General features: G+C 64.4%; 21 protein-coding genes. 12 read left to right on the top strand and 9 right to left on the bottom strand.

Annotation, left to right across the window (positions count from 1 at the left end; translation table 11 throughout):
• Nucleotides 1–96 precede the first annotated feature (96 nt).
• From CFR71_RS03890 to CFR71_RS03875, 4 genes are all read right to left on the bottom strand, one after another.
• A complete protein-coding gene (locus CFR71_RS03890; protein ID WP_206057853.1) occupies nt 97–1,908 on the bottom strand; it encodes a sensor histidine kinase in 1,812 nt (603 codons plus the stop codon).
• Nucleotides 1,909–2,091, bottom strand: coding sequence for a NepR family anti-sigma factor (locus CFR71_RS16820; protein ID WP_110527221.1), 183 nt, complete (start codon nt 2,089–2,091; stop codon nt 1,909–1,911).
• 182 nt (nt 2,092–2,273) lie between these two features.
• Nucleotides 2,274–2,840 carry a sigma-70 family RNA polymerase sigma factor gene (locus CFR71_RS03880; protein ID WP_110527218.1) on the bottom strand — a complete coding sequence of 189 codons (567 nt, stop codon included), beginning with the start codon at nt 2,838–2,840 and terminating at the stop codon, nt 2,274–2,276.
• Between the two features lie 107 nt (nt 2,841–2,947).
• Nucleotides 2,948–3,469 carry a sigma-70 family RNA polymerase sigma factor gene (locus tag CFR71_RS03875; RefSeq protein ID WP_110527599.1) on the bottom strand — a complete coding sequence of 174 codons (522 nt, stop codon included), beginning with the start codon at nt 3,467–3,469 and terminating at the stop codon, nt 2,948–2,950.
• Between the two features lie 130 nt (nt 3,470–3,599).
• Between CFR71_RS03875 and CFR71_RS03870 the strand changes: the two genes are divergently transcribed.
• The 3 genes from CFR71_RS03870 (at nt 3,600) to CFR71_RS03860 (ending at nt 7,839) form a co-directional block, all read left to right on the top strand.
• Complete coding sequence (locus CFR71_RS03870; RefSeq protein ID WP_110527214.1) at nt 3,600–4,334, top strand: response regulator; 735 nt, start codon at nt 3,600–3,602, stop codon at nt 4,332–4,334.
• A 272-nt stretch (nt 4,335–4,606) separates the two neighbouring features.
• The gene (locus CFR71_RS03865) at nt 4,607–5,983 is read left to right on the top strand and encodes an alpha,alpha-trehalose-phosphate synthase (UDP-forming) (protein ID WP_110527596.1); all 1,377 of its coding nucleotides are present in this window, start codon (nt 4,607–4,609) and stop codon (nt 5,981–5,983) included.
• A gap of 38 nt (nt 5,984–6,021) precedes the next feature.
• Complete coding sequence (locus tag CFR71_RS03860; protein ID WP_110527211.1) at nt 6,022–7,839, top strand: ABC-F family ATP-binding cassette domain-containing protein; 1,818 nt, start codon at nt 6,022–6,024, stop codon at nt 7,837–7,839.
• A gap of 66 nt (nt 7,840–7,905) precedes the next feature.
• Here CFR71_RS03860 and CFR71_RS03855 read toward each other — a convergent pair whose 3' ends face one another.
• A complete protein-coding gene (locus tag CFR71_RS03855; RefSeq protein WP_110527208.1) occupies nt 7,906–8,919 on the bottom strand; it encodes a Gfo/Idh/MocA family protein in 1,014 nt (337 codons plus the stop codon).
• 306 nt (nt 8,920–9,225) lie between these two features.
• Here CFR71_RS03855 and secD point away from each other — a divergent pair, with 306 nt between their 5' ends.
• Both secD and secF read left to right on the top strand, forming a co-directional pair.
• On the top strand, nt 9,226–10,779 hold the full coding sequence (secD, locus tag CFR71_RS03850) for a protein translocase subunit SecD (protein ID WP_110527205.1): 1,554 nt from the start codon (nt 9,226–9,228) through the stop codon (nt 10,777–10,779).
• Between the two features lie 14 nt (nt 10,780–10,793).
• A complete protein-coding gene (secF, locus tag CFR71_RS03845; RefSeq protein WP_110527593.1) occupies nt 10,794–11,744 on the top strand; it encodes a protein translocase subunit SecF in 951 nt (316 codons plus the stop codon).
• A gap of 245 nt (nt 11,745–11,989) precedes the next feature.
• On the opposite strand, the gene CFR71_RS03840 is transcribed toward secF, so the two are convergent.
• Together CFR71_RS03840 and mscL are read right to left on the bottom strand one after the other, a co-directional pair.
• Entirely contained in the window at nt 11,990–12,337 is a 348-nt protein-coding gene (locus CFR71_RS03840; protein WP_110527202.1) for a hypothetical protein, read from the bottom strand.
• A 231-nt stretch (nt 12,338–12,568) separates the two neighbouring features.
• Entirely contained in the window at nt 12,569–13,063 is a 495-nt protein-coding gene (gene mscL, locus CFR71_RS03835; protein WP_110527199.1) for a large-conductance mechanosensitive channel protein MscL, read from the bottom strand.
• Between the two features lie 290 nt (nt 13,064–13,353).
• Between mscL and rpmE the strand changes: the two genes are divergently transcribed.
• From rpmE to CFR71_RS03820, 3 genes are all read left to right on the top strand, one after another.
• Nucleotides 13,354–13,584 carry a 50S ribosomal protein L31 gene (gene rpmE, locus CFR71_RS03830; protein WP_110527196.1) on the top strand — a complete coding sequence of 77 codons (231 nt, stop codon included), beginning with the start codon at nt 13,354–13,356 and terminating at the stop codon, nt 13,582–13,584.
• Nucleotides 13,585–13,784: 200 nt separating this feature from the next.
• A complete protein-coding gene (locus CFR71_RS03825) occupies nt 13,785–14,369 on the top strand; it encodes an Hsp20 family protein (RefSeq protein WP_239020253.1) in 585 nt (194 codons plus the stop codon).
• Between the two features lie 290 nt (nt 14,370–14,659).
• Nucleotides 14,660–15,238 (top strand): DUF1013 domain-containing protein, encoded by a 579-nt coding sequence (locus CFR71_RS03820; RefSeq protein ID WP_110527192.1) that lies wholly within the window; start codon nt 14,660–14,662, stop codon nt 15,236–15,238.
• Nucleotides 15,239–15,291: 53 nt separating this feature from the next.
• On the opposite strand, the gene CFR71_RS03815 is transcribed toward CFR71_RS03820, so the two are convergent.
• A complete protein-coding gene (locus tag CFR71_RS03815) occupies nt 15,292–15,462 on the bottom strand; it encodes a YdcH family protein (protein WP_110527189.1) in 171 nt (56 codons plus the stop codon).
• Between the two features lie 163 nt (nt 15,463–15,625).
• Here CFR71_RS03815 and CFR71_RS03810 point away from each other — a divergent pair, with 163 nt between their 5' ends.
• The 3 genes from CFR71_RS03810 (at nt 15,626) to CFR71_RS03800 (ending at nt 17,556) form a co-directional block, all read left to right on the top strand.
• Complete coding sequence (locus CFR71_RS03810) at nt 15,626–15,826, top strand: YdcH family protein (protein ID WP_110527590.1); 201 nt, start codon at nt 15,626–15,628, stop codon at nt 15,824–15,826.
• Nucleotides 15,827–15,958: 132 nt separating this feature from the next.
• A complete protein-coding gene (gene purE, locus CFR71_RS03805; protein WP_110527587.1) occupies nt 15,959–16,417 on the top strand; it encodes a 5-(carboxyamino)imidazole ribonucleotide mutase in 459 nt (152 codons plus the stop codon).
• A complete protein-coding gene (locus CFR71_RS03800) occupies nt 16,414–17,556 on the top strand; it encodes a 5-(carboxyamino)imidazole ribonucleotide synthase (RefSeq protein WP_110527186.1) in 1,143 nt (380 codons plus the stop codon). Before purE ends, CFR71_RS03800 begins: the two co-directional genes overlap by 4 nt.
• A gap of 4 nt (nt 17,557–17,560) precedes the next feature.
• On the opposite strand, the gene CFR71_RS03795 is transcribed toward CFR71_RS03800, so the two are convergent.
• On the bottom strand, nt 17,561–18,238 hold the full coding sequence (locus CFR71_RS03795) for a JAB domain-containing protein (protein WP_110527184.1): 678 nt from the start codon (nt 18,236–18,238) through the stop codon (nt 17,561–17,563).
• A 105-nt stretch (nt 18,239–18,343) separates the two neighbouring features.
• Here CFR71_RS03795 and CFR71_RS03790 point away from each other — a divergent pair, with 105 nt between their 5' ends.
• Nucleotides 18,344–19,045 carry an HAD hydrolase-like protein gene (locus tag CFR71_RS03790; RefSeq protein ID WP_110527181.1) on the top strand — a complete coding sequence of 234 codons (702 nt, stop codon included), beginning with the start codon at nt 18,344–18,346 and terminating at the stop codon, nt 19,043–19,045.
• The last annotated feature ends 55 nt before the right edge of the window (nt 19,046–19,100 follow it).

Below are 19,100 nucleotides of genomic sequence, written 5' to 3'. Positions count from 1 at the left end.
GATCGCTCCCTATACCGAAGGAACCGGGTCAGGGACAGTCATCAGGCCCCATGCGGCTGTAACGCATGCATGGGGCAGCCATGCGTTTTTTACCCCTCAGATATCATCCTGATCGGGTTCGGGCTGCTGGATGACGAAGACAAGCACGTAGCGCGTGCCATTTTCCTCGAACATCTGAAGCTCCCCGCCCAGCTGGCGGGCAAAGCCACGGATCAGCTGCAGGCCGATGCCGCTGCGCTCATCCCCGCCGCGTCGCACGCGGCCTGCCGCCATGCCGACGCCGTCATCGGCGATCCACAGGCACGCCCGCATCCTGTCGACCTGCCGCAGCCCGACCTCCAGCGTGCCGCGGGCGTGATCGGGAAAGGCGTATTTGATGGTGTTGCTGACCGCCTCGGTCACGATCAGGGCAAGCGGCACGGCCTGATCGGGCACCATCAGCAGGTCCTCGACCTGAATGTCGAGCGTGATGCGCCCGTCATCCGGCTCGCCGATCGCATGCATGATCTGCCCGCACAGTTCGCGCACGAAGCTCTGCATGTTCAGGTTGTACAGGCCGCCTTCGGCATAAAGGTAGCGATGCAGCGTCGCGAGCGCGCGCACCCGGTCGCGGGCCTGCGCGAATTCCTCCCGCGCGGCGGGCTGCGTTATGCGGTCGGCCTGCAGGTTGAGGAGGGAGGCGACGATCTGCAGGTTGTTCTTGACCCGATGATGCATTTCCTTGAGCAGCAGCTCCTGGCGCACCGCCGCGCGTTCCAGCCGACGCTCATGCCGCGCCAGCCTGCGCGTCGCCTTGCTGAAGGCATGGGCAAGCTGTCGCACCTCGAACGGCATGGCCCAGTTGGAACGCACGTCGTACACGCCCCCCAGCTGCCACAGATTGACCGAGGCCGTCAGCTTGCGCAGCGGGGAGACAATCAGCACATCCGCGCTTTTCGACGCGCCCAGCAGGCCGGTCAGCAGCAGCAGCCCGCTGGTGACCAGCGCGATCGCGAACATCAGCACGGCGTGGCGTTCGTTGGCGTTGCGCCGCGTGGCCGCCAGCACGAAGACGCCCCCCTCCACCCGGCCGAGGGAAAATGCCCCATCGGGCAGCGTGCCGCGCGCATGATCACGGCCGACATGCATGATGCGCCGCACCCGTTCCATCAGCATGGGCGATGGCATCGCGGGCCAGCCACAATCCCCGCACAGCGGCGCCGCCGCCGATCCGTTCGGGCTCATGACCCAGATGGCGACGGGACTGTCGCGCTGCACGATGTCGGGACGGGAATCGCCCGGACGCTGCGTGCGGTCCTGCCATGACAGCGGCATGATGCCGGTCAGGAAGCCACTGCGCGCCAGATGGCCGCTGCCATCGCCGATCATGGTCGCCACGGTCACGCGGAATGCGATGGGAATACCCTGCCCCTGCCCGTCGGCAGTGATGTAGGACACGCGCACGTCGCCCTGAAAGCGCGGCATGTCGTCAAGGACGAGGCGCTTTGCGCCCCCCGCCTGGCCCACCTGGGTGACGACATTGCCCAGCGCGTCCACCAGCGCGATCTGTTCGTAATGATGGCCGGTCAGGGACTGCGCCAGTTCCAGCATGTGCCGGATGCCGTCATCATCCAGCGCCATGTGCCCGACAACCCGCAGCATGCCGCCAAGGTCATCGACTTCGTGGCGGATTTCCAGATTGACGCGCTCCAGCATCAGGTCGGTGCGGTAACCGGGGGCGGCTAGCGTCTTGTGATAGTTCCGCCACGCCTGCACCCCTCCGATCAGGGCGATCGGCATGGCGGCGAACAGGATGATGGCCATCATGCGCACCCGCACCGCATCGAACAGCCGCCCGATGCGAAGCAGGGTGCGATGGGATCTGCCCTCGCCATTCCCGGCCGAGGAACGGCGAAACCATTTCTTCATCTATTTCTTGCGCTCGCGATCGTTCTTGATCAATCGCAGCAGTTCCTCAGGTATTGGTTCATTGGCGACATCATCGAACAATTGGTGCAGTCCCCGCTTCAACCACAATTCGAACGCGTCATTCGAACTATTATTGTTCTTTTTTTCTGGTTGCCTAGGAGGACAGTTCTCCTTTAACGGCATTTCATTATCCCGAAGCTTATATTCATTTGTTCACAAACTTCGGATAAGCATCGCAGTTGCAATCTATTTTCCGAAAGAAGTCGGGGGCACACGGACCCCGCTTCCTCACGTGCCACATTTTGATCACAATTCAAAGCGTCATTTAATAACTAATTAATGTGCAGGTTAATGTGCGGCCATCCCTATCGGGAACGGGCCTCCAGCCGGGAGGCAGCGCCCTGCCGCAGACGGGCGACCACACCGCGCAGGCGCACCGTTTCGGTGGTCTGTTCCTCGCCCTCCAGCCATGCCTCAAGCTGGCGGCGCGCGCGGAAAACGCGGCTTTTGGCAGTGCCGACGGCGCAGCCGCTGACTTCCGCCAGTTCCTCGTAGCTCATGCCCTGCATCACCACCATCACCAGCGCCTCGCGCTGGTCGGCCGGCAGGCGATCCATCGCGCTGGCCAGTTCCTTGACCGCGAGGCGTTCCTCATGCGCGCCACTGCAGGCGAGGACGGCGGTGGGGACGTCCTCGATATCGCCGGTCTCGCGCTTCTTGCGTAGGTCGGAGATGAAACGGTTACGCAGGATGCGATGCATCCACGCGGGGAAATTCGTGCCGGGGGTAAAGCTGTGCTGCGCGGACAGCGCGTTGCATACGGCGTCCTGCACCAGATCATCGGCCGCGGCACGGTTGCGCGTCAGGGAGAGGGCCTGGACCCGCAGTCGGGGCAGGAGTGCTATCACCTGGTCGTGAAAGTCATTTGTCATTGTCTTGTCCCCTTTCATACCTGTGCAATGAACGGGCTTGCAAAAGGGTTGCATCCTTGATGTAACGAAACCGTGAGTTGTAGCGCTCCCTCCCCGCGCCATGCGGCTCAGTCGTCGGAACCGGGGCCGGATTCAGCTGTGGGCGGCGCGTCGCGACCGGTGCCGATCATGTGCATGATCTGCGTCCTGGCCCGCGATACCCGCGCCTTGAGCGTGCCCACGCTGACGCCACAGACCTCCGCCGCCTCGGCATAGGTCATTTCCTGCACGCCGATCAGGATCAGCGCCTCGCGCAGGCGGGGCGTCAGCCGCCATATCACCCCGTCCAGATCGCGCAGGTCGTCGCCGTCGCTTGCGGGCCGGTCGGAACACGCGCGATCGGGACTGGTCGCGTAATCGGACATCACGTCGCGCTCACGCCTGCGCCGGCGCGCGGTTTCGTAAAAAAGATTGCGCGCGATGGTATAAAGCCACGCCCGCATGTTCGTGCCCGGCTGGAACTGGTCCAGCCCCGCCAGCGCGCGCAGCACGGTTTCCTGCACAAGGTCGTCGGCGGACGAGACCTCGCCGGTCAAAAATCTGGCAAACCCACGCAAATGCGGCAAAAGAGACATGATCTCCTTGCGCAGTTGGGTTACGGTCTGGGAACTGGCTGATATGCTCTGGGTCAGTTTGTTTAACTCTCCATAACTCCAGTTGCGCAGCCTAACGCCGTAATGGTTTACGGTGTAACAATTTCTTCGGGGGGATGAAGTCCACATGCCGCTTTCCCGGCGTCAAGATCTGCTCCGCGCCCTTCCCTATGCCAGACGCTATGCCAGGGCGCTGTCAGGCAGCCAGTCACGGGGGGATCTCCTGGTGGCTGAGAGCCTGCGTGAACTCATCGCCGTTGACGACCCCGCCCTGCGCCCTCGTCTTCGACTGTATCAATGGATATCGCGCCACTATACCTCGTCCGCGCCACCGCATGGCGGCGACCTTACGGTGCTGGACCGCCAGCTCCTGCTGCTGACCGCGCTGGAGGAATTAAGCCTCCCGGATGCGGCGCGCGTCCTGGGCCTGGACGAGGCCACCGCGCGCGCCACGCTGGAACGCGCCTATACCGGCCTGAAATCCTGCGCGCAGACGAACGTCCTCATCATCGAGGACGAACCGATCATCGCGATGGATATCGAGGAACTGGTGCACAAGTGCGGCCACAAGATCGCCGGCGTGGCCGCCACGGAAAAGGAGGCGGTCGAAATCGCCACCCGCACCCGTCCCGGCCTGATCCTGGCCGACATCAACCTTGGCGCGGGCGGCGACGGCATGACGGCGGTGTCGCAGATCCTGCAGCAGCAGAACATCCCGGTGATTTTCGTCACCGCCTATCCCGAACGCCTGCTGACGGGCGAACGGATCGAACCGGCCTTCGTCATCACCAAGCCGTTCGAACCCCTGACACTGGCGATCGCGACATACCAGGCGGTCAGCGGCGGCCTGCCCCTGACCTGAGGTCCCCGCCCTGGCGCCATCGTCCCGGTGTCATTTGATGCCATTGCCCTGGCGCCACCGGCCTGACGCCCGCGACATGATGTTTCCGGCCCGACATCAGACCCCCGCCACCGCGCGCCGGGGGCGCGGCACCCATCTTCCGGCCCGGCGCAGAACAGACACGCGACACAGGCATGACGAGGACCGGCTTGCATCGGTCAAGGTGCCTGCGACATTGTGAGGCCACCCGCTCGCGCAGGCATGAGGGCCCGGACAGATTGGAAGAGGAAAACATGAAACGGCTGGTCATCGTCTCCAATCGCGTCCCCGTCCCTAAAGAAGGCCTGAGGCCCGGCGGGCTTGCGGTTGTACTGCATGACCTGCTCGCCCTTCAGGGGGGTATGTGGTTCGGATGGAACGGCACCACCAGCGCGGACGCCGAAACGACCCCGCCGCAGATGCAGCAGGCGGGGGGCGTCGAATACGCGACCATCGGCCTGACCCCGGCCGAACACAAGCATTACTATACCGGCTTTTCCAATTCGACCCTGTGGCCGCTGATGCACTCCCTGCCGGAGTTCATACATTTCGAACGGCGCGAACTTGCGACCTACTGGGCGGTGAATGAACGGTTCTGCGCCAACCTCCTGCCGCTGCTCAGGCCCGACGACACGATCTGGATCCACGACTACCACCTGCTGCCCCTTGCCGCACTGCTGCGCCGCAAGGGGGTGAAAATGCCGATCGGCTTTTTCCTGCACACGCCTTTCCCCGCGCCGGACATGCTGGCGATCGCCCCTGACGGGGGGACGTTCCTGCGCGACATGCTGTGCGCGGACCTGCTGGGTTTCCAGACCAGCGACGATACGGCCAACTTCATCTTCGCGGCCCAGCGCACGGCCGGGGCCACGCTGGTCACGCACGACACCCTGCAGTTCGAGGGACACACGGTGCGCGTCAGCACGTTCCCCGTGGAAATCGACCCCGAAGCCTTTGCCAAGACGGCCGCCGACGCCATCGAGGTCCCGGAACTCAAGCAGCTCCGTTCCTCCCTCGCGGGGCGCAAGCTGATCTTTGGCGTGGACCGGATGGACCCGACCAAGGGCCTGTGCGACCGGCTGGCGGGCTATGACCGACTGCTCGAAAGCTATCCCATCTGGCAGCGCAACGTGACGTTCCTGCAGATCGCGGCGGAAAGCCGGGTGGACGTGCCGTCCTACAAGGCCCTGCGCGCGGAACTGGAGGGACTGATCGGCAGGCTGAACAGCCGCCGCGGGCAGGCCGACTGGACCCCGCTGCGTTTCCTGACGCGCGGCAGCCCGCGCCGGGTCGTGTCGGGATACATGCGGCAGGCGCAGATCGGATACATCACGCCGCTGCGCGATGGCATGAACCTTGTGGCCAAGGAATATGTCGCGGCACAGGACCCGGACGATCCGGGCGTGCTGATCCTCTCGCGCATGGCCGGGGCCGCGCGGCAGCTGGATGGGGCGCTGCTGGTCAATCCGCTGGACCATGACGACCTGGCCGACGCGCTGAACCATGCCCTTGGCATGCCCAGGGAAGAACGCCGCGAACGCTGGCGGACATGCCGCCGCAACCTTGAGGGCTGCACCGCGCTGGGATGGGGACAGGCGTTCCTGCGCACGCTGGAAGCAACGGTCCGCTGACCCCTTGCACCTGCGGCGGGAGTAGGTGACAAACGCGCATGGCCTTACCTCCCCTCCTCCTCCTTCAGGACATTACTCTGACCCTTGGTGGCGCGCCGCTGCTGGACGGGGCCGGATTTGGCGTATCGCCCGGTGAACGGATCTGCCTTGTGGGGCGAAACGGCTGCGGCAAATCGACCCTGCTGCGCATCGCGACGGGCGAACTGCAGGCCGACAGCGGCACGCGTTTCCTCCAGCCCGGAACCACCGTGCGCTACCTGCCGCAGGAACCCGACCTGTCGGGGTTTGAAACCACGCTGGATTACGTGCTGGCGGGCATGGGGCCGGGGGATCGGGATTACCGGGCGGCCGCCCTCCTGTCCGAACTGGGCATGACGGGACGCGAAAACCCCGCCAACCTGTCGGGGGGGGAGGCACGGCGATGCGCGCTGGCGCGGGCCCTGGCGCCAGAGCCTGACCTGCTTTTGCTTGATGAACCGACAAACCACCTCGACATGCCGACCATCGAATGGCTGGAACGCGAACTGCTGTCGCTGTCTTCCGCCATGGTCATCATCAGCCATGACCGCCGCCTGCTGGAAACGCTGTCGCGTTCGGTCGTCTGGCTGGACCGTGGCGTCACGCGCCGCCTGGACCAGGGCTTTGCCCGGTTCGAGACATGGCGCGAAGAGGTGCTGGAACAGGAAGAACGCGACGCGCACAAGCTGGACCGCCAGATCGCGCGCGAAGAAGACTGGATGCGTTACGGCGTGACGGCGCGGCGCAAGCGCAATGTCCGCCGCGTCGCCGAACTTGCCGCCCTGCGCCAGACCCGGCGCGAGGCGATCAAGCCCGCCACCGGCGCGAAGATGGAAGCGCGCGAGGCCGAACTGTCGGGCAAGCTGGTTTCCGTGGCGGAGGACATCAGCAAATCCTATGGCGAGCATACGGTGGTGCGCGATCTGGACCTGCGCATCCTGCGTGGCGACAGGCTTGGCATCGTCGGGGCCAACGGCGCGGGCAAGAGTACCCTGCTGCGCCTGATGACAGGGCAGGACACGCCCGACAGCGGCACGGTCACGGTCGGCACCGCCCTGTCCATCGTAACGCTGGACCAGCAGCGCAGGCAGCTTGACCCCAACCGCACGCTGGCCGACACGCTGACGGGCGGCGGCGGCGACATGGTGCAGGTCGGGCATGAAAAACGCCATGTCATCGGATACATGAAGGACTTCATGTTCCGCCCCGAACAGGCCCGCACGCCGGTGGGCGTCCTGTCGGGGGGGGAACGCGGACGCCTGATGCTGGCATGCGCGCTGGCGCGGCCGTCCAACCTGCTGGTGCTGGACGAACCGACCAACGACCTTGACCTTGAAACGCTCGACCTGCTGCAGGACATGCTGGCGCAGTACGCGGGGACCGTCCTGCTGGTCAGCCATGACCGTGATTTCCTCGACCGGGTCGCCTCTTCGGTGCTGATGGCTGAGGGCGAAGGCAGATGGGTTGAATATGCCGGCGGCTACAGCGACATGCTGGCGCAGCGGCAGGACGAAACACTTGCCGCCCGGCCATTGGCCGCCCCCCCGGCAAAGGCGCGTCCGGCGCAATCCGCCACCCCTGCCCCCAAGTCCGCCAGCCGCAAGCTGTCATACAAGGACCAGCATGCGCTTGAACGGCTGCCGGGACAGATCGCGGATCTGGAAAAGGAGGTCGAACGCCTGCGCGCCATCCTGGCGGATCCGGGCCTGTACGCCCGCGACCCGGACGGCTTCACCGCCACCACGGAGAAGCTGGAAAAGGTGCAGGCGGACCTGACGGCGGCGGAGGAAAAATGGCTGGAGCTGGAAATGCTCAGGGAATCGCTCAAGGCCAATTGAGGGACAGTCTGGAAACTGTTCATCAATAAACAGTCCCTGGCCCGGGCCGTCATGCCCGCATCATGATCAGTCCGGGAAACGCAGCACGCCTGATGCTTCCATCCGCGCGCGGGTGTCCGCGATGCTTTGCCCCACGGCAAGGGCGGCGGCCAGTGCCCGGCGACCCGCCTGCGCATCGACCAGAACCGGCGCGCCATCAAGACAGGACGCCGCGAACGCCTCGTGCTCCGCCGCCAGCGTGTCATGGTCGCTCCACGTCACGCTCTGCCGCCGGAAGCCCCCCGTCCCCGGCAGGGGCAGGCCGCTTTTGCGCCCGATCATCGTCAGTTCGCGCCGCATGAAATCCGCCGACAGGTATCCCTCCTGCGAGAAAAGGCGCATGCGCCGCTCGGTCTTCAGCGAAATGCGGCTGGCGGTAATGGTCGCGACACAGCCATTTTCAAACCGCACGCGCGCGTTGGCGATGTCTTCATGCTCCGAACTGACGGCCGCCCCCAGTGCATCGACACTTTCGATCGGGCTGTCCACGATCGCAAGCACGAGGTCCAGGTCATGGATCATCAGGTCGAGGATGACGGAAACATCCGTGCCGCGCGGCTTGTACGGCGCGATACGCGTGGCCTCGATATAAAGCGGGCGGCTGATCCGCTCGGTAATGGCGCGATGTTCCGCGGAATAACGCAGGAGGTGGCCAACCTGCAGTACCAGCCCACGCGCGCCAGCCAGTGCCGCCAGACGGTCGGCCTGTTCCAGCGTCGCGGCGATCGGCTTTTCGACAAGGACATGCCGCCCCGCCTCCAGCGCCTGCTGCGCCAGTTCGAAATGATACTCCGCAGGGGCCGCCACCACGATGGCATCGGAAACTTCCAGCAGCCGGGCATAGGACAGGGCGGGCGCACCGCCTGCCTCCCGCCCGACCTGTTCGGCGCGCGCATGGTCGGGATCGTATATGCCCGACAGGCTTTCCCGGGCGGAGGACGCGACCTTGAGCGCATGGTAACGCCCGAAATGCCCCGCCCCCGCGATTCCGACCCTTAACCGCCGTCCCGCCGTCGCGCCATCCGATCGTGCCTGCGTCATTGCCGCCGCTCCAAGCCATCCATGTTTTTTTCGAGCAGTGTCATGAATGGGCGCGATTAACAACCCGCGCCCCCGCACCCCAGCCCCCACCACGGGCGGCAGGGTCCCGCGCCATCCGGGTCACGTGGATGCGACAAAACGGCAACGCAATGATCCCGACATCCGCAACAGCGGTTGCATCCTGCGCTGTGGACCGGCATGTTCCCGCCCTGTTGTGATGCGTCATGGCACCATGGCGCCAGCAGATACGACACCAACAGACAGGGAGCCGGTCGCGGCCGGGCGTGGGGAGCACTCCTTTCAGTCATGATGTATTATAGTCGGCTCAAGATGGCTTCGGTCCTTGGCGTATGCCTCATCGGCCTGGCGCTGTGCCTGCCCAATTTCATACGCCAGCCCGTGGCCTCCATCCCGTGGCGGCAGATTCACCTCGGGCTTGACCTGCGCGGCGGGTCCTACCTGCTGCTTCAGGTGGACATGCAGAGCGTCACATCCGACCGCCTGCGGACCCTGACCGATGAAACGCGCCAGACGCTGCTGAAGAACGGGCTTGGCTACCGCAACCTCACCACGGGCACGCGGGCGGTGACGTTCACCCCGCGCGCACCGACTGAGGCCGAGGCCGACCTGAAGGCGCTGCGGGCGATGCCGATGAACGTGCCGTCGGAGTTCACGGTGACACAGGCGCCTGACGGCCTGGTGTCCGTCGCCCTGTCGGACGAGGCCAGCCACCAGCGCGCGCGCGACGCCATCACCCAGTCGATCGAAATCGTCCGACGCCGCATTGACGCCACCGGCGCGATCGACCCGCAGATCACCCGCCAGGGCGAGGACCGGATCATTGTCGAACTGCCCGGCATCAGCGACCCCGAGCGCGTAAAGCACCTGCTGGGCACGACGGCGAAGATGACCTTCCACCTTGTCGCGGATTCCGCGATCGGGTCGGCCGTGCCGCCGCCCGGCGTGACCATCCTGCCGATGAGCGACGCGGCACTGGGCACGCTTCCGGTCTATAACCATGTCGATGTCGATGGCGCGGACCTGACCAACGCCAGTGCTTCCATCGACCAGCAGAGCGGCGAATGGGCCGTCAACTTCACCTTTGATTCCGTGGGTGCCCGCCAGTTTGGCGAGGTCACGCGCACCAATGTCGGCAAGCGTTTCGCCATCGTGCTGGACAACAAGGTGATCGAGGCCCCGGTCATCCGCACCGCCATTACCGGCGGGTCGGGCCAGATCACCGGCGGGTTCAGCGCGCAGCAGGCGACCGACATGGCGCTGCTGCTGCGGGCCGGCGCGCTGCCCGCGCCACTGAACGTGATCGAGCAGCGTTCGATCGGGCCGTCGCTGGGCGCCGATTCGATCCGGGCCGGCGCGATGAGCCTGCTGGCCGGGCTTGTGCTGGTGATCGTGTTCATGGCGCTGTTCTATGGCCGGTTCGGCTGGTACGCGAACATCGCGCTGCTGGCGAACCTGGTGCTGATGATCGCGATCCTGTCGATGTTCGAGGCGACGCTGACGCTGCCGGGCATGGCGGGCATGCTGCTGACCCTGGGCATGGCCGTGGATGCCAACATCCTGATCAACGAACGCATCCGCGAGGAAATCGCGCGCGGCCGCACCGCCCTGCAGGCGATGCAGGCGGGTTTTGAACGCGCGACCTCCACCATCATCGACAGCAATGCCACCGCCCTGCTGGCGCATGTCATGCTGTTCGTTTTCGGAACCGGGCCGGTCAAGGGCTTTGCCCTGACCATCACGATCGGCATCGTGACGACCCTGTTTACCACCCTTGTGCTGTCGCGGATGCTGATGGTGCGCTGGTACGCGCGCACCCGTCCGACAGTCCTGCCGGTCTGAGGCGCGCTGACATGATGCTTGATCGTCCCCTTCTGCGTTTTGTTCCCCGTGGCACGAAAATCGATTTCATGCGCGGGCGCTTCATCGGGCTTGCGACGTCGGCCGTGCTGTCGATCGCCTCCCTGATCCTGTTTTTCCACCCCGGCCTGACGCTCGGCCTCGACTTTCGGGGCGGCATCGTGGTGGAAGCCCACACGCAGGGGCCGGCCGATGTGCCGGCCATCCGCGCGGCGCTGGCGGCGCAGCATGTCTCGGCCGCCGGCGTGCAGTCATTCGGCGGCCCGGACGATGTGCTGATCCGCCTCGATACCCCGGCGCAGAGCGATCCCGCGCATGAGGCGCAGACGCAGGCGCTGGTGGATTCCGTGCGCCACGCCATCGGCACCATCCCCGGCGCGCAGGTCCTGCGCGCCGACGCGGTCGGGGCGTCGGTATCGGCGGAACTGTTTCGCAACGGCATGCTGGCGCTGGGCATCAGCCTGCTGATGATCCTGGCCTATATCTGGTTCCGTTTCGAATGGGAATTCGCGGTCAGCGCCGTGGTCACGCTGGTGCTGGACCTGACCAAGACCGTTGGGTTCCTTGTGCTGACGCATTTCGAATTCGACCTTGTGATGGTCGCCGCGATCCTGACGATCCTTGGCTATTCCACCAACGACAAGGTGGTGGTCTATGACCGTATCCGCGAAAACCTGCGCAAGTACCGTTCCATGCCGCTGGCGGAACTGATCAACCTGTCGATCAACGAAACGCTGAGCCGCACGCTGGGCACGTCCTCGACGGTGTTCCTTGCCGCCCTTCCGCTGGCCCTGTTCGGGGGCGCGAGCCTGTCGGGCTTTGCATGGGTCATGCTGTTCGGGATCGTGGTGGGCACGTCCTCGTCCATCTTCATCGCGGCCCCCCTGCTGTTGCTGCTGGGGGAAAAGCGGCTGCGCCGCAGCGCGCGTCCGCCCGCGCGCAACTGAGCCACCCCGCCTGCCCCCCGGTGAGCATGGCCCCCGGGCATGGTCTTCCGGGGGCGGTCATTTGTGGGTCGTTCGCCGCCATTGCAGCCGATTACCCGGGGTCGGTTCAATAATCCGCTGAAATCATAAAAGCTTCCGGGTGTCGCCTTTTTTTTCGGAAAGGCGGCGTCTTAGGAAGCTTTTTGCAAAAAGCTTCACCAAAAACTTCTGTCATTTTTTATCGGCAGGTTATTTCAACCGGCCTCTTATCGTGGCGGCTTTATTTTGCTGGCATTCTTCAGCAGGGCATGGGGATCGGCGATGCAGTGCGGCGCGGGCGGCGCATCCTTGCTGAGGGTGTCCGGCTGCGCCGTGCAGGCGATGATCAGTTCCACCGCCTGACGCGCGCGTTCCCGCCGGCGGTGGGAAGGATGCATCAGGTTGTTCAGGACCATGAGCCTGCCGTATTTCAGGGAAATCGACATGTCCAGCACCTGATCACGCGACAGGGCGCCATCCTGGATACGGCTGAGCAGCCCCCCTTCCGCCATCGCGTAGGTGGTCACCAGGAGGTAGTTCTGCACGTCGCGGGGCAGGTGATTGACATCACGCACCTGCTGTTGTCCATGACAACCCGCAAGAATGCAGCAACCGGCCACGGCGAGGACCGATGTTCGTAATCGCCTGAAAATACTTTTCATCGGGCCGAAGCCTAGCACGTTCCGTGACACGATGGGCAAGGGATCGCGTCACGGCCGCCCGGCAGCAATATCCCCATGAATGCAAAAGGCGGGTCCGGCACCATGGCCGGACCCGCCCCGCATGGACGCAACCGCGAAGCCGTATCAGGCGGACGGCGTCGTCTTTGTCTTTTCCTGTTCCTTGAGGACATCAAGGATTTCCTGAAGCAGCACTTCGCTGCGCGGCGGCGGCGGCGGAGCGGCGGGCGCTGCCTCCTTCTTGGCGGCGAAGCGCGAAATGATCCGCACCACCCAGAAAATCACAAAGCCGATAATGATGAACTGGATCACGGCATTGAGGAACACGCCGATATTCAGCGTCACCGCGCCGGCCTTCTGCGCATCCGCCAGCGTGGGCATGTGCGGCCCGCGCAGGGTGATGAAAAGGTTCGTGAAATCGATGCCCCCGATCAGGAGGCCCAGGAACGGGGTGAAGATATCCTTCACCAGGCTGTTGACGATCGCGGTGAAAGCCGCGCCGATGATCACACCGACTGCAAGATCAACCACGTTGCCGCGCATCAGGAACGCGCGGAAATCCCCCAGCCAGCTGGGGGCGTGGATTTCAGGCACATGCAGGTGCGTTGGCTTTTGCGCCATGCTGTATCATCCTCTTTTGAAAATCACTCTCCTGCACTGTCTAACAATCTGTCATCTTATTTACGACATGGGAAATGACATGCCATGCGCTCCGTCATCCGGGTGATGCGGAAAGGTGACAGATTTCCGCCGAGTGTAACGTGATGGATACATGAAAAACCGCATGTGCCGGCATGGCGCCGCCTGGCGGGACAATCAGATGTTGATCGGGACGGCGTCCTCGTCTATACGCCAGCGAAAGTTATGCCCCGGTCGGCATCGGGGCCCCCAACGCGCGAAAGTTGTTGAACATGAAACCCGGCATCCATCCCGACTATCACGAAATCACTGTCGTCATGACCGACGGGACCGAGTTCAAGACCCGTTCCTGCTATGGCACGCCGGGCGCGACCCTGCGTCTGGACGTCGATCCGAAGTCGCATCCGGCGTGGACGGGCGTGCAGCGCATGCTCGATACCGGGGGCCAGGTGGCGAAGTTCAACAAGAAGTTCGGCGGCCTGGGCCAGCGCAAGAAGTCCTGAGGGGCGTAAAACCTCCGCCCGCAGTCAGGCCTGCCTGCCAGCACGTGAATGCCCGGCCCTTGAAAAAGGGACCGGGCATTTCCATTTCCAGTGTGTCGCAATGCCGCATGACGGGTTGCGGCGAACTACCGGAAATGGCGGTCCGCTCCGTATCGAGGGACCGCGTGACAACAGGCCTTGCTCACTTTCAGGAGGTTTTTATGAGTTACGATTTTGCCCCCCTGTTCCGCAGCGCGATCGGTTTCGATCGTCTGGCGCAACTGGTCGACACGGCGGCACAGAATCCTGTCAGCCCGTCCTATCCCCCCTACAACATCGAAAAGCTGGCGGAGTCGCAGTACGTGCTGACGATGGCGGTGGCGGGTTTCGGGCCGGATGACATCGAACTGACGGTGCAGGACAACACGCTCATCGTCGCCGGACGCGTGTCCAGCACGCAGCCCGACCGCGAAATGCTGTATCGTGGCATCGCAAAGCGCGCGTTCGAGCGTCGCTTCGTGCTGGCTGACCATATCGTGGTCGAAGACGCCAACCTCGATAACGGGCTGCTGTGCATCGCGGTGCGCCACATCGTCCCCGAGGCGCTGAAGCCACGGCGCATTCCCATTTCGTCCGGCGCGCGCGCCACGGTTCCGACCCCGGCCGAACATGCCGCGTCCGCGCCACAGGCAGCCGGGGCCGGCGAACATGCCACAACAGGCTCCGTCCCCGCGCCATTGCCAGGCACGTTCGGCGCGCATGATGCGGAGGCCAGCCACGCAGGCGCCGCCCGGCAGGCCGCCTGACGGGAACAGGTGCGGTCAGGCAGACAGTCAAAGGGGAGGCCGCATTATCGCGGCCTCCCCTTATTTTCATTTACAGGGCCGCACCTCGGCAATGGTGATGAAATGCGCCGTTGCGCGCACAACCCACTTGACCTTTGCATGGCCGCGCCTTCATATCCCATCCCATCAAGTGCTTTTGTTTCTTGCGCGCCAGCAGGCACGCACGATGCCCGCGGGGGCATTGACGATTTGCCCTTCGTTCCGAGGTGCCTGCGCGTGGCGCCATCACACGCAGTAGGACCTGTCTTGCAATGAACGCTCTGCCCCTTATGCCCAAGGCCACCGCCGTGTGGCTGATTGAAAAGACTGCGCTGACCTTTACCCAGATCGCCGAATTCTGCGGCATGCATCCGCTGGAGGTCCAGGCAATCGCGGATGGCGAGGTCGCGCAGGGGATCGTGGGTTATGACCCGGTCAAGAATCATCAGGTCACGCAGGCGGAAATCGACCGCTGCGAAAAGGACCCGGCACAGCGCCTGAAGGTCCTGCCGGCCCCCAACCCGATCCATCGCCGGTCCAAGGGCGCGCGCTATACCCCGGTGGCCAAGCGGAATGACCGCCCCGACGCGATTGCGTTCCTGCTGCGCAATTTCCCGCAGCTGTCGGATGTGCAGATGGTCAAGCTGCTGGGCACGACCAAGGACACGATTGAAAAGGTCCGCACGCGCCAGCATTGGAACAGCGCGAACATCAAGCCGCGCGACCCGGTCATTCTGGGCCTGTGCAGCCAGACGGACCTGAACGCGATGGTGACGGCCGCCAACGATCGCCTCGCCCGGGAGGGACAGGCCGTCCCGCCGCCGATCGAACTCGACAACGACCCGGTCTGATCTGCGGGCTACCGTCCCCCTGCGCCCCGCGCGACAGGGGGACGGGCCATGTTTCAGCCCTGAAGGCTGAGCCGTTCGATTTCTTCCTTGAGCCGCAGTTTCTCAAGCTTGAGTCGCATCAGTACCCGCTGGTCGGGCATGGGGCGCCTGTCTTCGTCAAAAATCTGGTCATCCAGACGGGCATGACGGGTTTTGAGGCTGTTGATACGCGCTTCGTACAGCATGGACTCTCCTCCAGCATGTTTGGCTACGACGGGGGTACGCTAACGCAACCCGATTGCCCGATGCCATGACAAAATCGCACCCTTGCGCGAATTCGCCATCATTTCGTTTTTTGCATGCGATGTGCTTAGGATGGCATCATGTTCATGTGCTGGATGGAGCGCCATGCTGACAGACCGGGATACCCTCCTTCGCAAGCTGCACGAGCTGCGCAGCGAGCATCGCGACCTTGACACCGTCATCAGCCGGATGGGCGAACAGCCAGTGGACCAGCTGCATATCCAGCGCCTGAAAAAGCGCAAGCTGCTGCTCAAGGATGAAATCATGTGGCTCGAAAGCCGCCTGATCCCCGACAGCATTGCCTGATCGCGGCATTTCTTCTAACTGCCGCTGGCATATCCGCCCTTCCTGCCGCAAAGCCGTGAAAGTAAAGACGCCGTGACCAATTCCCCTGCCCCTTCCTCCGCCAAGGACAGCGCCGTGCATGTGGGGCTGATCATGGGCAGCCAGTCCGACTGGGAAACGATGCGCCATACCGCCGCCGTTCTGGAGGAGCTGGAGATTGCCCATGAAATCCGGATCGTGTCCGCCCACCGCACGCCGGACCGGCTGGCGGAATACGCGCGGACGGCGCGCGGGCGGGGGCTGTCGGTGATTATCGCCGGGGCGGGCGGCGCCGCCCACCTGCCGGGCATGTGCGCCGCGTGGACCAGCCTGCCGGTGCTGGGGGTGCCGGTCGAATCGCAGGCGCTCAAGGGAATGGACAGCCTGCTGTCGATCGTCCAGATGCCCGGCGGCGTGCCGGTCGGCACGCTTGCGATCGGTCGCGCGGGGGCGAAGAACGCCGGGCTGCTGGCCGCGTCCATCCTGTCGCTTGGTGATGCCGCGCTGACGCAGCGGCTGGAAACGTGGCGCGCGACCCAGACGGAGTCCGTCGCGCAGGAGCCCGTGCGATGACGCCGCTTTCCCCGAACTCCGTCCTTGGCATCGTTGGCGGCGGGCAGCTTGGCCGCATGTCGGCCATCGCCGCGGCACGCCTGGGCTTTCGCGCCCATATCCTGACGTCGCAGGCCGATGGCCCGGCCGCGCAGGTCGCCCATGCGGTGACCATCGGCGCCTATGACGACCATGACGCGCTGCGCCGCTTTGCCAATGCGGTGGATGTCGTGACGTTCGAATTCGAAAACATCAGCGCCGACGGGCTGGACCTGCTTTCCTCCCTCCGCCCGGTCCATCCGTCAGGCAGGATCCTGCGCATCAGCCAAGACCGCATTGCGGAAAAGACATTCCTGCGGGATGCCGGAATCCCCATCGCCCCTTTCCATCTGGTGGAGAACGAGGCCGACCTGCAGGTCGCGGCCACGCAACTTGGCTATCCATTCATCCTCAAGACCACGCGGCTGGGATATGATGGCAAGGGACAGGCGCGCATCCACGCGCCGGAAGACCTGTCCGCCGCATTTTCCCGCCTTGCCCCCCATCCGCTGGTGGCGGAGGGCATGATCGATTTCGCGTGCGAGGTCAGCGTCATGGTGGCGCGCAACGCCATGGGCGGGACCGTCACGTTCGATACGACGGAAAACCGTCACCGCAACGGCATCCTTGACCTCAGCCTTGCCCCCGCGCGGATTTCCGACGGACTTGCACAGCGCGCCCGCGAACTGGCAGCCGAAATCGCCCGTGCGCTGGACCTGACCGGCATCATGGGGGTGGAGATGTTTGTCGATCGCGACGGGGGGCTGCTGGTCAATGAAATCGCCCCGCGTCCGCACAATTCGGGTCACTGGACCATGGATGCCTGTCCGGTGGACCAGTTCGAGATGCATGTCCGCGCGGTCACCGGGCTGCCGCTGCCGCCCGCGACGCGCCATAGCGACGCGGCGATGAAAAACCTGATCGGCCCCGACGACATGGCCCTGTGGCCCCGGATCATGGCTGCCCCCGGCCTGCTGGCCCACCATTACGGCAAGGCGGAGGCCCGTCCGGGGCGCAAGATGGGACATGTCAACGTGCTGTTCCCCTATGGCGGCCTGCCGGGGGAATTCGGGGTGGAGGCGGCGCTGGGCCCCCTCGCGACGCCGGCGGACGGGGACTGAGGCCCTAGATCAGGCCCGCCCTGCGGAAACTGAGGCTGCGGCCGTTTCCCACGACCATATGGTCATGCAGGCGGATGCCCATGACGCGCGCGATCTGTTCTATGTGCATCGTCATCTGGATATCCGCCGCGGACGGCATGGGATCGCCGCTGGGGTGATTATGCGCGAGGATCAGGATACGGGCATCCAGATCCATGGCGTGGCGCATGATTTCACGCGGGTAGACGGGGGCCTGATTAACGGTCCCCACCCCCAGCACCCGGTCATCCACCAGCCGGTAGGCAGCGTCAAGGAACAGCACCCTGAACTGTTCGGTGCTGTCATGACCCATCACCGCCTGCAGGTAATCCACGATGCGACGATGCCCCGACAGCGCATCGCCATGGCGTACATAGGCACGGTGCAGGCGCAGCGCCGCCTCCCGCAGGGCGGCGATCAGGGGGGAAAGCATGGGATACATGCCCGTCACCGCGTCAAGATCCTGCGGGGATGCCGACAGCACCATCCCGGCGGATCCGAAGCGCGCCAGCAGGATATCGGCCAGAACGTCGGCATCGGCATGGCGGGGATCCAGCGTCCGGATCACATGGCGCAGGAGTGTCCGGTCATCCATCCCCGCCGCGTCATTTTCGCCCTCCCATGGCGCGGGCGGGGCGTCATGTGGCGATCCGTGCAGTCCCATTCGCGGCCAACCCCGTGCATGTGTCGATAAATTCAGGACAGACAGCCCGACGACAGGGCATAATGGGAACCAATAATCGATAACAGACGGAGGTCACATACCCGCATGAATTTTTCCATCCCCCCTGCCCCGCGCAATGCGGTCCTGTTCGATCTGGACGGCACGATCATCCGTTCCCATGACGGCATCATCGAATCCATCCATGCCGTCCTGCGCGACCTTGGCCATGAACCGGACCTGTCGATCGACCTGACATGGGTGGTGGGACCGCCGCTGCGTGATCTTCTGGGGCATATCCTGGCCCATTACGGCGACGACCGCGTAGACGAGGCGATGGACCTGTACCGCAGGCATTACGAAGGCGGCGGCATGCGCAAAAGCCCGCTGTTCGACGGAATGCGCCATGTCATCGAAACCCTGCATGCCGGGGGCACGCAGCTTTTCATCGCCACGTCAAAGCCACGCTACCTGGCGCGCAAGATCCTGCACCTGCGCGGACTGTCGGAGTATTTCGACGGCCTGTCAGGCGCGCGCGCCGATGACAGCGGCGCGGAAAAGCCGGAACTGATCGCCGCACTGCTGCGCGAACATGACGTGGCGCGCAACCATGCGCTGATGATCGGCGACCGCCGCTTCGACATCACGGGCGCGCATGCGAACCATGTCCGCGCGCTGGGCGTGCTGTGGGGATATGGGGGACGCGACGAACTGATCGCGGCGGGCGCCGATGCGCTGGTCAGCCAGCCGGACGAACTCCTGCAGGCCATCGCCACGCAGTTCGAACTGATGGCGAAGCATGCCGCCTGATCCTTGGCAGGCTGTTTGAAAACAGAAGTTTATTGGGTGTCGCCTTTTTTCAGTA

The sequence above is a fragment of the Novacetimonas pomaceti genome (genome assembly GCF_003207955.1).
GTDB lineage: Bacteria > Pseudomonadota > Alphaproteobacteria > Acetobacterales > Acetobacteraceae > Novacetimonas > Novacetimonas pomaceti.
This window is presented reverse-complemented; position numbering and strand designations above follow the sequence as displayed.